The 13,658-nt window shown below is 64.6% G+C and carries 12 protein-coding genes and 1 pseudogene; 7 read left to right on the plus strand and 6 right to left on the minus strand.

Going from position 1 to position 13,658, the window contains the following annotated elements; translation table 11 throughout:
• A pseudogene (locus tag ACSFBE_RS08810) lies at nucleotides 1-136 on the plus strand (acetyl-CoA C-acetyltransferase); the annotation flags it as partial.
• 65 nt (nucleotides 137-201) lie between these two features.
• Here the strand turns inward: ACSFBE_RS08810 and ACSFBE_RS08815 are convergent.
• Together ACSFBE_RS08815 and ACSFBE_RS08820 are read right to left on the minus strand one after the other, a co-directional pair.
• Nucleotides 202-1,803 (minus strand): tannase/feruloyl esterase family alpha/beta hydrolase, encoded by a 1,602-nt coding sequence (locus tag ACSFBE_RS08815; protein WP_435490012.1) that lies wholly within the window; start codon nucleotides 1,801-1,803, stop codon nucleotides 202-204.
• A 106-nt stretch (nucleotides 1,804-1,909) separates the two neighbouring features.
• A complete protein-coding gene (locus ACSFBE_RS08820) occupies nucleotides 1,910-2,731 on the minus strand; it encodes a cupin domain-containing protein (RefSeq protein ID WP_435490013.1) in 822 nt (273 codons plus the stop codon).
• 114 nt (nucleotides 2,732-2,845) lie between these two features.
• Between ACSFBE_RS08820 and ACSFBE_RS08825 the strand changes: the two genes are divergently transcribed.
• The gene (locus tag ACSFBE_RS08825; protein WP_435490014.1) at nucleotides 2,846-3,790 is read left to right on the plus strand and encodes an alpha/beta fold hydrolase; all 945 of its coding nucleotides are present in this window, start codon (nucleotides 2,846-2,848) and stop codon (nucleotides 3,788-3,790) included.
• Between the two features lie 181 nt (nucleotides 3,791-3,971).
• On the opposite strand, the gene ACSFBE_RS08830 is transcribed toward ACSFBE_RS08825, so the two are convergent.
• The 3 genes from ACSFBE_RS08830 to ACSFBE_RS08840 form a co-directional block, all read right to left on the minus strand.
• A complete protein-coding gene (locus ACSFBE_RS08830; RefSeq protein WP_435490015.1) occupies nucleotides 3,972-4,577 on the minus strand; it encodes a class I SAM-dependent methyltransferase in 606 nt (201 codons plus the stop codon).
• A 157-nt stretch (nucleotides 4,578-4,734) separates the two neighbouring features.
• Nucleotides 4,735-6,060: a M16 family metallopeptidase gene (locus tag ACSFBE_RS08835; RefSeq protein WP_435490016.1), complete on the minus strand. Its 1,326-nt coding sequence runs from the start codon at nucleotides 6,058-6,060 to the stop codon at nucleotides 4,735-4,737.
• A 3-nt stretch (nucleotides 6,061-6,063) separates the two neighbouring features.
• On the minus strand, nucleotides 6,064-6,321 hold the full coding sequence (locus ACSFBE_RS08840; protein WP_435490017.1) for a helix-turn-helix domain-containing protein: 258 nt from the start codon (nucleotides 6,319-6,321) through the stop codon (nucleotides 6,064-6,066).
• A 92-nt stretch (nucleotides 6,322-6,413) separates the two neighbouring features.
• On the opposite strand from ACSFBE_RS08840, the gene ACSFBE_RS08845 reads away from it, so the two are divergent.
• The 3 genes from ACSFBE_RS08845 to ACSFBE_RS08855 all read left to right on the plus strand — a co-directional run bounded on the left by ACSFBE_RS08845 (nucleotide 6,414) and on the right by ACSFBE_RS08855 (nucleotide 10,512).
• Nucleotides 6,414-6,920 (plus strand): sigma-70 family RNA polymerase sigma factor, encoded by a 507-nt coding sequence (locus ACSFBE_RS08845; protein ID WP_435490018.1) that lies wholly within the window; start codon nucleotides 6,414-6,416, stop codon nucleotides 6,918-6,920.
• 52 nt (nucleotides 6,921-6,972) lie between these two features.
• On the plus strand, nucleotides 6,973-7,917 hold the full coding sequence (locus tag ACSFBE_RS08850) for a FecR domain-containing protein (protein WP_435490019.1): 945 nt from the start codon (nucleotides 6,973-6,975) through the stop codon (nucleotides 7,915-7,917).
• Between the two features lie 186 nt (nucleotides 7,918-8,103).
• On the plus strand, nucleotides 8,104-10,512 hold the full coding sequence (locus ACSFBE_RS08855; RefSeq protein WP_435490020.1) for a TonB-dependent siderophore receptor: 2,409 nt from the start codon (nucleotides 8,104-8,106) through the stop codon (nucleotides 10,510-10,512).
• A 118-nt stretch (nucleotides 10,513-10,630) separates the two neighbouring features.
• On the opposite strand, the gene ACSFBE_RS08860 is transcribed toward ACSFBE_RS08855, so the two are convergent.
• A complete protein-coding gene (locus tag ACSFBE_RS08860) occupies nucleotides 10,631-11,317 on the minus strand; it encodes an IclR family transcriptional regulator (protein ID WP_435490021.1) in 687 nt (228 codons plus the stop codon).
• Nucleotides 11,318-11,392: 75 nt separating this feature from the next.
• Here ACSFBE_RS08860 and ACSFBE_RS08865 point away from each other — a divergent pair, with 75 nt between their 5' ends.
• Entirely contained in the window at nucleotides 11,393-12,595 is a 1,203-nt protein-coding gene (locus ACSFBE_RS08865; RefSeq protein ID WP_435490022.1) for a CaiB/BaiF CoA transferase family protein, read from the plus strand.
• Between the two features lie 83 nt (nucleotides 12,596-12,678).
• The gene (locus ACSFBE_RS08870) at nucleotides 12,679-13,653 is read left to right on the plus strand and encodes a Bug family tripartite tricarboxylate transporter substrate binding protein (protein ID WP_435490023.1); all 975 of its coding nucleotides are present in this window, start codon (nucleotides 12,679-12,681) and stop codon (nucleotides 13,651-13,653) included.
• Nucleotides 13,654-13,658: the final 5 nt, after the last annotated feature.

Genomic DNA, 13,658 nt, shown 5'->3' on the forward strand with positions numbered 1-13,658 from the left:
CCCGATCGGCGCCAGCGGCGCGCGCATCATGGTCACGCTCATGCATGCGCTGCAATCGCGCGGCCAGAAGCGCGGCGTCGCGACGCTGTGCATCGGCGGCGGCGAAGGCACGGCCGTAGGCATCGAATTGCTCTAGCACCAGCCGGCCTCGCTGACCGCAGCAGGTGCGGTCAGCGAAGACAAGCTGCTTGGGGATCGATGCTAAGACGCCGTGCAGGCAAAGCTGCCGGCAGCACTCGGATCGCCACCGATATACCGAGGGTAGGCCGGATAACGGCAGACCGGGCGGTTGATCGGTTTTACGCCTTCAGGGACTGTCCATTGCGTCGCAGTGATGGTGCTGTCCGATGGCTTCGTACCCTTCTCGATCCATTCGAACATCGGGCCCACCAGATCGACCTTGTCCGCCCCCGTACCACCGGAACAGTGTTGCACCCCCGGCGCGGTGTAGTACTCCATGAACTCGTCGGTAGCGGCTTGGCCACCGCTTTTCTGAACGACGTTTTGATAGTAGTTGGTGGCGTTGTTGGCCGTGATCAGCCAATCCGTCAGCCCGGTCCAAAGGATCAGCTTTCCGCCGCGCGCCTTGAAGCGACTGAGATCCGGATCCACCGCATCGATGATGGAAACGAGTTGATCTATCCGGCTGGTGTAGGCGGTCGGGTCGAGGGTGAGCCAGTCCACGGTCGGGTCACGTGCAACCATGTACTTGATGTATCCCTCGCCGAGTTCCTTCAACGGGACCATATTGGCGGGGCCCCAGCCCTCTGCTTCGCCACCCGGTGGAAAGCCTGGCCAGGTGTAGCGCCCGTTCGCGACGTCCGTTGGCGCGTAGAAGGCCTGGGCGCTTTTGACCTGTGCAGGCGTCAGGCACGCATCGGATTCGGTCCCGGTGCACGCGAGTTCGACAGGGCTGAAACTGCAAGCCTGCGGGCGGCCGATGATGTTGTCCTTGATTCCGTCGAGGCCATCGCACTTGGCCAGCACGGCATCGGAGATCGTCTTTATCTTCGCCGTGCTCAAGGCGGCTCCCGGCTCGGCAAGTCGCTTTGCAAGTTGCTGATAGTGAAGAAACTGCGGCGTGTAGGCATTGGCCGGCGCCCGCGATATCACGCCATCGAAAAGATCGGGATAACGCTGGGCCTCGATCAAGCCTTGGCGCCCTCCGCCTGAACAGCCTTCGTAGACCAGTTTGGTGCTCGGGAACGCACTGTCGTAGCGTTCGCGGAGTATTGCCTTGGCAGCCGCCAGAACCCGAGGCACGGCGCGATTTCCATAGTCGGCCAGCATGTCCTCGTCCAGCGCGAATGAGGCATCACCAGGTCTGTTGTGCCCATGATTCGTCGCGATGGTGGCGTAGCCGAGCTTTGCGAGGTTCGGACTTCCAACGGTACTCACCGCAGGATCGCTCAGGAATGCGACGTCCAGATAGCCATCGAAACCACCACCGCCCCTGAAGACCGTACGCTTGTTCCATTCGGTCGGCATGCGAACATCGAAGTCCAGGTCTTTCGGCATCTCGCCACGCACTTTGCAATGCTCCAGAGATGAGTCACTCGCCGGCACCAACTCCGCACGGGTCACCGTTGCGCCTTCGTATGTGCGGCCAAGGAAGGCATCGCACTTGCTCTTGGCAGAAGCTTGTGGCTCGGGTCCTCGATCATCGTGACCTCCTCCACAACCGGCCAGCGCAAGCACGACCAAGAGCGAGGCTGTCGAAACCAGAGCGGTGCTTTTCGCGTGATTTTGCGGCGCGCACAGAGGAGCGGATCGCAATGATCCAGGGGTAAGGGCATGTCTCATCTCTTTCTCCTGAGGTGTTTCCCTCAACCAATGCAGTTGGGGTTTGGAGAACTTAGGCATCGTCCCGATGAGCAAATGTCCACCTCATGACATTCGAGGGTTTGACCTACTCGGTGTGCTTCCACTCCCGGGGCGACAGGCCGCTTTGCGCCTTGAAGGCGCGCGACAGCGCGGCTTCGCTCCCATAGCCGACCTCCTGCGCAATGAGCTTGAGCGGGCGCCCTTGACGCAACGCCTGCTGGGCGAGGCCGACGCGCCAGCGCTGCAGGTAGACCCCCGGCGTGCATCCCACGGTGTCGCGGAACTGGGTGGCGAAAACGCTGCGCGACATGCCCGCCTCCGCAGCGAGAGCGTCGAGCGTCCATTCGAGCGCCGGTCGCTCGTGCATGGCCACGACGGCGTTGCGCAACCGCGGGTGCGAAAGCCCTGCGAGCAGGCCCGAGCGGGTTTGCCCCTTCTCCATCAGGTGCCTGAGCACCTGGATGAGCACGACGTCGAACAGGCGGTTCAGCAGCACCTGCTTGCCGCAGCGCTGCGCGAAGGCTTCGTCGAACAGCAGCTCCAGAATGCCCTCGGTGCCGTCGATCTCCTCCAGCGGCAGACAGACGAACGCCGGCAGTGCGGCAAGGATCGGGTTCGCGGCACCACCTTCGAATTGCAAGTGCGCGCAGGCAAAGTCGGCGCCGTGCGCAGCGTCGGTGATGAACCTGTGCGCCATCGGCCGCGGGTACAGCAGAAGGCTCGGCCGCCCGATGCGCAGCACCTCCGCGCCGCCGTGGCTGACGCCCACCTCGCCGCGGCGCACCAAGTGCAGCTGGCCGGTCGCGCCCTCCTCGCCCAGGTCGTTGATTCCGCACAGCACGCCGGTATGAAACACCCGCGCGGTGACGGAGAAGTGCGTCAGCAAGGCTTCGAGTCGATCGGACAAGAAATACTCCAAGTCAAGTTATCAAGACGTTTTATCACCGATCGTTTCACCACACGCCTAAAGTTCGTTCTGTCGATTCCGACTCGAAATCTCAACCCGCATCAAGGAAGAAACATGAACGCCGTTACCCGCATCTTTGCCGTGGCCGCTCTCGCTGTTGCCGCCAACGCCGTGTTCGCCGCCGACCAGTCGGCCGTTCGCCAGCCGGCACCGGCGGTTGCCAAGACCGCCAGCTACATCACCACCAAGGACGGCGTGCAGCTCTACTACAAGGACTGGGGCCCGAGGAACGGTCCGGTCGTCACCTTCAGCCACGGCTGGCCGCTGAGCTCGGACAGCTGGGAATCCCAGATGATCTTCCTGGCTTCCAAAGGCTATCGCGTGATTGCGCATGACCGCCGTGGCCATGGCCGCTCGAGCCAGCCCTGGGAAGGCAACGACATGGACCACTACGCCGACGATCTGGCCACCGTGATCAACACGCTCGGCGTGAAGGACGTCACGCTGGTCGGCTTCTCTACCGGCGGCGGCGAGGTGGCGCGCTACATCGGCCGCTATGGCACCAACCGCGTCAAGAAGGCGGCCCTGGTCAGCGCGGTTCCGCCGTTGATGCTGAAGACCGACAAGAACCCGGGCGGCCTCCCGATCGAGGTGTTCGACGGCATCCGCAAGGGCGAGTTGGAGAACCGCTCGCAGCTATATCTCGACATTGCCTCAGGCCCGTTCTTCGGCTTCAACCGGCCGGGCGCGAAGGTCTCGCAGGGCGCCATCCAGTCGTTCTGGGCGCAGGGCATGCAGGGCGGCCACAAGAGCACCTACGACTCGATCGCGGCGTTCTCGGCCACCGACTTCACCGAAGACCTGAAGCGCTTCGACGTGCCGACCCTCGTCGTGCACGGTGACGACGACCAGATCGTGCCGATCGACGCATCGGGCCGGGCTTCCGCCAAGCTGATCAAGAACGCCAAGCTGATCGTCTATGCAGGCGCACCGCATGGCCTTGCCGACACGCACAAGGATCGACTCAACAACGACCTGCTGGCATTCATCAGGGAATAAGCGGGCTCCAGGTCGCGGCTTCCAAGGCACCACCGGCCTCCTGGCGCATGGCGATCACTCGCCAGGAGGCCGCCGAGCGTTTTGATGCGTAAGCTGAGGCTGGGCGGTGTCATGCGGGGCAAGGTCGTGCTGCACGATCCTCTCAGGAGTGGAAGCCTCCTCAAAACACGGGGCGATTCAATCAGTCCACTGCGCATTCCAGCGAGAAGAGAGGCACGTCGGCTCGTCGGCTGAGCCACACCCCGCCGCCCAAGCCCTTGAACTCCCTCGACAACCCGCGGCGGTACATGTCGTCGCGGTGTCGAAAGAGAAGCGGGTCGGTCAGGTCTTCGTCCACGATGTCATTTTCGTAGTCCTCGAGCGTCACTGCCTCGACGTAGAGCGCGCCATGGCTTAACGCCCCAAGGTTGCGCAGGGCGCGCTTCAGGTCGGCAGGACTCAAATAGGCCAGAACGCCCTGGCAGATGACAAAGTCGAATGGTTCCTTGGCCTGGTAGTCCACGACCGAGCCACGCTCCCAGCCGTAGCGACTGCACAGGTATTCGCTGACTTCGACGCCTTGATAGCTCGCCTGCGGAAAGTGTCGGGCAACGATGTCGCGCCACAGCCCGACGCCACAACCGACGTCCAGAACTCGACGCACGGGGACGCGCAAGTACTTGAGGTAGGCGCTTACAAAGGCGCCCAGCCGTTCGACATGCTGCAGGTCAGCCACTTTGGTCTTCTTGTCGAAGTAGTAACGCGCGTAGTACGACTCATCGAAGGTGGCGGCATGAACAGATTCCATGCGTGAATCCTACCCGTACGCGCCTTCTCTCCATGTGATTCCAGACGGCCCGTGCCTGAGCGGGTCAAGGATCAAGGCCGGTTTCTGGCCGAATGTAGCCGGTGAACGGCCGCACTCCTTGAGCCCCTCTTCGATCGCCCCGGATCGCGTCGATCCGCTATCGGGTGCCGGCAGGCAGGCACGCCGCCAACTGGCGCGCGGTTCGCGCGCTGGCGCCTTTGCCGGTGACGGCCAGCGCCGGGGGGTGGACCAGCATCCGCTCGAAGACCGCCCGCACTTCTTCCGCGCCGATGTCGTCGATCATCGCAATCGCTTCGGCCATCGGCGTCACGGTCCCGCTGGCGAAGAGCTCTTCGACGGCCTGCTCCATCGTTGCGTAGGTCCGCTCGGCTGCGCGCACGCGGGACACGGTCAGCTGGTTCTTCGCCCGCTCCAGGTGCACCGGATCGATGGTGGTGGCCTGCGCGCGCAGCAGATCGCCCGTGGCCGTCACCAGGGCGTCGAGCTTGTCCGGGGTGGTGACCGCATGCACGATGAAGTTGGCCCAGACGTCGCCGCTGTCGATCGTCGAATGGGCCGTGTAGGCCAGGCCGAGTTGCTCCCGGACCGTGTCGACCAGGGGCGCCGACATCCCGCCTCCGAACAGGTTGGCCGCCAGCGAAGCCGCAAGGCGCCAGCGCTGCTGCGGCATCTCCTCTGGCTGCACAGGCGCCAGCGGGTAGGCGATATTCAGGAACACCTGGGACACCTGCGTGAAGCGCCGGGCCAAGGCTTGACCGACATACTTCGCTGGCGCTGGCGCGCGCAATACGGGCAGGTCGGCCGACGCGGGCATCGCTTCAAAGAGTTCCCCGGCGAGCGCTACCCACGGTTCGACGTCGAAATTCCCCGCCGCAGCGATGATGGTCTTTTCCGCGACGTAGTGGGACTGCACGTGGCGCACCAGGTCGTGCCGGGTGAAGCCTTCGATGTTCCCGACGGTGCCGATCACCGGCATGCCCATGGGGTCGTCGCCCCAGATGGCGCGGTCGAGCAATTCACTGGAACTGTCCTCCGGGTCCTCGTCGTACTCGATGGCCTCCTGGCGAATCACGTCCAGCTCGCGCTGCAATTCGATCTCGGGAAATGTGCTGTTCAGGACGATATCGGCCGTCATGCGCGTCAGATGCTCTGCATGCCTGCCCAGGCCGGTCATGAAGTAGCCGGTGGTGTCCTTGCCGGTGAACGCGTTGACATCCGCACCCAGCCGCTCCGCATCGAGGTTAATGGCCTGCACCGAGCGGGTCGCGGTCCCCTTGAACGCCATGTGCTCCAGGACATGGCCGATGCCGTTGGTGCCCGGCGTCTCGTCGCGGGAACCGACGCGCAGGAACACGCCCACACTGGCGCTCTGCACATGGGGCATGGGAATGGCGAGCAGCCTCACCCCGTTCGGAAGCGTGCGAAGGGTGATGGAGGTGCGCTCCGCCGGCAGCCGGACCATGGCTCAGCGGCCTTCCGGCTGTTGCAGCCTGACGCCGATGCCGTAAAGGGCAAGGAGGCCCAGCACGTGCCCGATGGCGACGCCGGGCTCACCCGCTTCGATGCGGCCGATGGTTTGGACGTGCACGCCCAGGCGCGCGGCCGCGGTGGCCTGGCCTTCGCCTGCAGTCGATCGGGCCAGCCTTGCCGCTGCGCCCAACTCGCGGATGGAATGCAAGGCGTCGTCGCCGATGTCTGCCGAGATGCGCTTGCCTTGGGTCATCTCTGCATTGTCGCTTCGCCCGTCATATCAGATCGTAGAATGAGAATCGTTCACTACGATTTCAGGGGTTCGATTCATCCTGGAAGCCCTTCGTGCCCACTGTCGACCGCTCATTTCCCACAGAGCTTCACGCCCTTTACAGCCATCACCATGGCTGGCTGTACACGTGGCTGCGCAAGAAGCTTCGAAACGGTTGCGACGCGGCCGACCTGGCACAGGACACATTCGTCCGTGTTCTGGTCGGCCAGAAGTTCTCGGCGCTGCAGAGCGAACCGCGCGCGCTGCTGACACACATCGCCAAGGGTCTCGTCATCGACCACTGGCGTCGTCAGGACGTGGAGCGCGCCTATCTCGACAGCCTGGCGGCGATGCCCGCGAATGTGGTTCCATCGCCCGAGACCTGCCTGCTGATTCTCGAGGCCCTGCAGCGCATCGAAGTCATGCTGCGCGAACTGCCGGAGAAGACGCGCGACATCTTCCTCCAGGCCCAGTTCGACGGCATGGGCTACGCCGATATCGCGAAGCTGCACAACACATCGCTGATCACTGTGAAGCGCCACATGCGCAAAGCCTTCGCCGCCTGCCTGGCGGCGGCATGAACCGATGAGCGATGGCCCCTTGCCCACGGTAGATGGTGCCGGCGCCCGCGAGTTGCTCGAGGAAGCGGCCGACTGGATGGTCCGGTTCAAATCCGGCAGCATGACGGAGCGCTCGCTGCACCAGTTCGAGCGATGGCGCACCGGCAGCGCCGCGCACGTCGAGGCCTGGCGGCGCGCCGAACGGGTCCTTGGAGCCTTCGACATCGTGCCCGAGGCAATCGGCAGCGAGACCATGAAGCGACTGGCCAAACCGGGACGCCGTCAGGCCCTGCGCGCGCTGGGCATCGTGACGGTCGCCGCCCCTGTCGCCTGGTTGGCGTGGCGCGATCCGGTCGCCAGCACCTGGATCGCGAGTTGGAATGCAGACCTGCGCAGCACAGCGGGGGAGCAGAGGACAATCACGCTGCAAGACGGTACCCGACTCGTCCTCAACACCGCCAGCGCCGTCGACGTCGCGTTCAGCCTCACCGAACGCCGGCTGCATCTGCGCCAAGGCGAGATTCTCGTCACGACGTCGCACGAAGACCCTTCGCCAATCGATCGCCCCTTCATCGTGCAGACCGCGCAAGGCGACGTGCGGGCGCTGGGCACACGCTTCTCGGTTCGCGCGGAAGAGGAAAGCACCCGCGTCGCGCTGTTCGAAGGCGCGTTGCATATCCAGGCGGCACAGACCGGGCAGTCGCTGATGCTGCGCGCTGGCGAGCAGACGCTGTTCAGCGCCACGGCCATCGAAGCGCCGCAGGCCGCACCACCGACCGCCTCGCTCTGGGAGCAGGGAATGCTTGTCGCCAACGACATGAGGCTGAGCACGTTCGCGGCGGAGCTGGGCCGCTACCGCGCGGGCGTGCTGCGCTGTCACCCCGATGCGGCGAACCTGCGCGTCTCGGGCGCCTTCCCGCTCAAGGACACGGACGCAAGCCTGCAACTGCTGCAGAAGACCTTGCCGGTGCGCATCTCGACCATGACGCGCTATTGGGTCGTGATCGAGCCGCGCTGAATATTCTTTGCAGAGGGGTGATACCTTTTTCCGTTTCGTACGGTGTACCGAATGAAAGCGCCTCAGTGCGCCAGCCATGCGTTCATCTGCGAAAGGACTCTCTTGATGGTCTCCGGCCTTTTTGCTCGTTCGACCGAGCTTGTCCCCCGTCATCCGCGCATCGTCGTTCCTGCCCGCCTCCGGCCAATGGGCGTCGCGCGCTCCATGCGCTGGACGCTGGCTGGCCTCGGCCTTGCCCTGGTCGCGCCGCTCACGGTCGTTCACGCCGCGGAGCCGGCCGCCACCGAGTCGCGGCGCGCCTATGCGATCGAGCCCGGCCCGCTCGGCAACGCACTGGCGCAGTTCGCAGGCATCGCGGGCGTTCCGCTGTCCTTCGATCCGACGCCGCTGGCGGCCATCCGCAGCCCGGGTCTGCGCGGCAGCTTCACCGTGCAGGATGGCTTCGCCCGGCTGCTGCGTGACTCGGGCTACCAGCTGCTCGACGCCGGCAACGGCGGCTTTTCGCTGCGGCCCTTGCCCGTGGTGAAGGGCGCGGATTCGGCCACACTGCCGACCGTCACCGTCACGGCGACCGAGCCACTGCCCAGCGAGTTGCCCCGCGCCTATGCGGGGGGCCAGATGGCGCGTGGCAGCCGACTGGGCCTGCTGGGCAACGCGGACACCATGAGCTCCCCGTTCAGCACCAGCAGCTTCACCTCGGAGGCCATGACGAACCGGCAGGCGGCGACGCTGCCCGAAGTGCTCAACAAGGACTCGTCTGTGCGCTTCACCGGCCAGCTCGGCGGCGTCACGGACTCCTTCTACATCCGCGGCCTGCCGATCGGCGAGGGCAACCTCAGCGAAGTGGCCTTCGACGGCGTGTACGGCGTGGCGCCCAACTACCATGTGTTCACCGAATACGCGGAACGCGTCGAGGTGGTCAAGGGGCCGGCCGCCCTGCTCTACGGCATGTCGCCCAACGGCGGCGTGGGCGGCGTCATCAACATCGTGCCCAAGCGGGCATTGCCCGAAGATCTGAGCCGGGTCTCGCTCGACTATGGCAGCGGCTCGCAGCTCGGCGAGCACGTCGACCTGAGTCGACGCTTCGGCGCCGACCGCGAATGGGGCGTCCGTTTCAACGGCGTGCACCGCGAAGGCGACACACCGCTGGACAACCAGAAGTCGCGCACCGACATCGGCGCCCTGTCGCTCGACTACCAGGGCGAACGCCTGCGGGCATCGCTCGACTTCCTGTCGCAAACCGAGAAAGTCGATGCGCCCACGCGCCCCTTCCTCGTGGCGGCGGGCCTCCAGGTGCCAGATGCGCCCGACGGCCGGCGCAACATCTCGCAGCCCTGGGGCTGGTGGAAATCGGACGGCCAGTCGACGCTGCTGCGCACCGAGTACGACCTGAACGACAAGGTCACGCTCTTCGCCAATGTCGGTGGCTCGACGGTCGACATCGCTCGCCTGTCCGACCAGACGCCCACGCTGCTCAACGGCTCCGGCCTGACGACCTCCACACCCACCCACTACAAGTTCAAGGTGGACCGGCACACCGTCGATGCGGGCTTGCGCGGGCACTTCGAAACCGGCGCGATCAAGCATGCTGTGAGCCTTCAGGTCAGCAGCTACGAGGACCGGATCGCGCAGGCCAACAACACGGGCACCGCGATGCTGACCAACATCTACGCACCGATCGACCGGCCCGCCCAAAATATCGCCGAGCCGCTGCGCACGCCGAAGGTGTCGGCCTCGCGCCTGTCGGGCGTGGCGCTGGCCGATACGCTCAGCGCCTTCGACGACGGCCTGCAGTTCACGCTCGGCCTGCGCCACCAGCAGGTCGAATCGAACAACTACAGCGCAAGCACCGGTGCTGTGACCGCCCGCTACGACCAGAGCGCGGTCACGCCAATGGCCGGCGTCGTCTACAAGCCATCGCAGGGCGTGTCGATCTACGCCAACTACATCGAGGGCCTGAGCAAGGGCGACACCGCCCCCACCACGGCGTCGAACGCGGGGGAGATCTTCTCGCCCTACAGGTCGAAACAGCACGAGATCGGTGTGAAGTTCGACCTCGGGAGCACGCTGGCGACGGTGAGCGCGTTCCAGGTCACCAAGCCCAGCGGTCAACTCACCGGCACGGTCTATGCGGCCGATAGCGAACAGCGCAATCGCGGGCTCGAGTTCAACGTGTTCGGTGAACCCGTGAAGGGCCTGCGCCTGACCGGCGGCCTCACGCTGCTCGACGGCAAGCTCACCCGTACCAACAGCAGCACCACGCTGGGCAACCGACCGGTAGGCGTTCCCACGGCGATGGCCAACCTCGGTGCCGACTGGGATGTTCCGGGTATCGCCGGCCTCGCAATCAGTGGCAGTCTCATCTACACGGGCAGGGAATACGTCAACCAGGCCAACACCCAGTCGATACCCGCCTGGACCACGCTCGACCTCGGCGCGCGCTACACAACCCGAGTCGCCGGGCGCACCACCACCTTCCGAGGCACGCTGGCGAACGCCACCAACCGGGCCTACTGGTCGGGCGTCGCGTCGTACGGCACGATCTCGCAAGGCATTCCGCGCACCTTCGTGCTGTCCGCTTCCGTGGACTTCTAGGCCGTCGGCACGCGAGCTTTCCTAGACGCTTGCCCTACGCGCGCATCGTGCGCCCGGAGGGCGCTCGGCGGCTGCATACCTCTTGACGCTCACACCTCGTCCGGCTGGTAGCAACGATTCATCGGGGCGCCACGAACAAGGTTTCGATTTCAACGGCGGCAGCGGCGATGCGGGACTGCTGGCTCCGCAGGTACTCAGGCGACGAATACCGCGTACTCGTTCCCGAGAGTGAAAGCGCGCCGAGCAACTTGCCTCTCGCATCGAAGACCGGCACAGCGACCGCCGCAAGCTCAGGATCGCGCTCTCCAAGACTTGTCTGCACGACGTCCGTACCGTCGGCGGGCCGACCTCCTTCGTATTGCCTCAACACCCGCCCTCCAGCGCCACGCTCGGTGGGCAAGACGTCGCCGACCTTCAAGGTGTGTCCGACTGCGCGGCGCCCGGCTGCAACTGCCACGCACAACCGCAAATCACCGTGGCCCACAAAGAAGCTCGCTGTCTCTCCCGATTCCCTGGCGATCCGGTCGATGACTGGTTGCACGACCGCTGCGATCCCATGGGTCGTGTCGCCCGTGGCCTCGAGAACAGCCGTCGCCGGGCCTAGGCGATAGCGCTCATCGGAGTCCTTTACCGCAAACGAATACCGCATCAAGGAGCGCAGCAGCCTCGATGCCGTGGCTTTGTCGAGCTGGGTTGCCCGGGCCAGATCGCTGAGCTTCTGGCCTTCGTCTTTGCGCAGCGCCATCAAGAGCCGGAGTCCGCGTTCGAGCGCGTTGACGCCAAGGCCCTTTGCAGAGGTCGCCAAGGGGGTACTTACGTTGATTGACATGAGGAATTGCGAACCCTATAGTTTCATCTAGTGATTATATAGGCTCATCAGATGAAACATCAAGAAGATGCGAACCATGCGGAGTTGCCGCTGGCCGGCGTGAAAGTCCTGGACTTCGGTCACACCGTGATGGCCCCCACCTGCGGGCTCATCCTGGCGGACTTGGGCGCCACGGTCGTGCGTATCGAGCGCGTCGAAGGCGATCCCACGCGCAGCCTCACGGGTTTCGGGTCGGGCTTCTTCGGCTACCTCAACAGAAACAAGGAAAGCGTGGCGGTCGATCTGAAGAATCCGCAGTCACGGCCCATTCTGGAGAACGCCATCCGGTGGGCCGACGTCCTGATCGAGAACTTCGGACCCGAGGTCATGACGCGCCTGGGCTATGGCCATACCGCTGCGAGCAAACTGAATGAGCGCTTGGTGTATTGCTCTTTGAAGGGCTTCTTGCCGGGCCCCTACGAAGCGCGTACGGCCCTCGATGAGGTCGTCCAGATGATGGGTGGCTTGGCGTACATGACCGGCCCGGCCGGGCGCCCGATCCGCGCCGGTGCATCGATCGTCGACATGACGGGTGGCATGTTCGGCGTCATCGGCATCATGGCCGCCTTGCGTGCACGCGAGCAGTCCGGGCGCGGCGCATTGGTCACCAGCGCACTGTACGAAACCACGGCATTCCTGGTCGGCCAGCACATGGCCATGGCGCAGTTGGGCGGCACTGAACTGGTACCCATGCCCGACAGAACGCAGGCCTGGGGCGTGTATGACCTGTGCCGATGTTCCGATGGCCAGATGTTCATCGGCCTCACGAGCGATGCGCAATGGCGCCGCTTTTGCAGCGAGTTCGGTTTCGACGAGCTGCGAGACGACCCGCAGCTGGCGACCAACACAGCTCGAACGACGGCTCGCAGCTGGATGCTGCCTCGCTTGAACGAAGCGTTGTCGGCGTTCTCGATGGCAGAAGTGGAGGCGCACTGCCTTCGCGCCCAAGTCCCGTTCGGGCCTGTGCGCACGCCCCTCGACCTGCTCGACGACGAACACCTCGGCGCCAACGGCTCTTTACTGGACGTCTGGGTGGAAGACAAGCATGCAGCCCTCCCGGCCATGCCGTTCCGCATCAACGAACAAAAGCCCGCCGTTCGCCTGCAACCGCAGAGCGTCGGCGCACAGACGGCCAAGTACCTCGAGGCTTGGGGGATGTCGGCGACGGATTCACGCGGTCTCTTCGAATCCGGCGCTGTCGCCGGCCCGCACTGACGGCGCAAGGATGCATCGTGCTGCGATGCAGGCAGCCAGACAACAAGATCGCTTTCGCGACACATTAACCACACGGAGACAACATGAGCCCCATGAACAGACGAACGAGCATTACTGCGCTTGCAGGACTTCTCGCCACATTCGGTCCGGCCTACGCGGCCGACGCCTATCCCAGCAAGCCCATCCGGATGATCACGCCGAACTCAGCCGGCTCCGGCGCGGACAACATGACGCGGCGTTTGGCCGACCAGATGTCCAGGGCCCTGAAACAGCCGTTCGTCGTGGAGAACTTGCCGGGCGCCGGTGGCGTCGTGGGCACCGAGGCCCTGCTGCGGGCCCCTGCCGACGGGTACGCCATCGCGCTCATCAGTTCGAACTACGTTGTGTTTCCCCACGTCTACAAGAAGCTGTCCTTCGATGCGCTGAAGGACATCACGCCGATTGCAGGCGTGGCGTCATCGCCCATGGTTCTGGTCGCGCGTTCAGACCTGCCCGCCAACAATGTGGCTGAACTGAAGGCGCTGGCGTTGAAGCAGCCGAACAAGTTGACGCTGGGTTCATCTGGCAACGGAACGATTCTTCACCTCGCAGGGATGTTCATGCAGGACAAGGGGCAGTTCACGCTGCTCCACGTTCCCTACAAGGGCGTGGCCCCGGTTCTTCCCGATCTGGTCAGCGGCGTCGTCGACGTGGCCTTCATGTCGTATGCGGCCGTGGAGGGGCTGGTCCAGCAGGGGCGTCTCAAGGTGTTGGCGGTGTCCAGTGCCAAGCGCGCTCCGGCGCTGCCCAATGTGCCAACCCTGTCCGAAGCCATTCCCGGCTGCATCCTGGAAGCGTGGTACGCGGTGATCGGGCCCAAGGGAATGCCGGCCGACATCGTCCGCAAGCTCAACGAAACCATCAACACGACGCTGCGAAGCTCGGCCTTCCAGAATCAGATCGCGCCCGAAGGGGCGGCGATCGCACCCATGAGCCCGGATGAACTCAAGGCGTTCATGGCGTCCGAGTACGTCAAACACGGCGAGCTGGTGGCGCGCTCGGGTGCCGTCATCCAGTAACGGCG

It is taken from the genome of Variovorax sucrosi, assembly GCF_051216635.1.
Taxonomy (GTDB): Bacteria; Pseudomonadota; Gammaproteobacteria; order Burkholderiales; family Burkholderiaceae_C; genus Variovorax.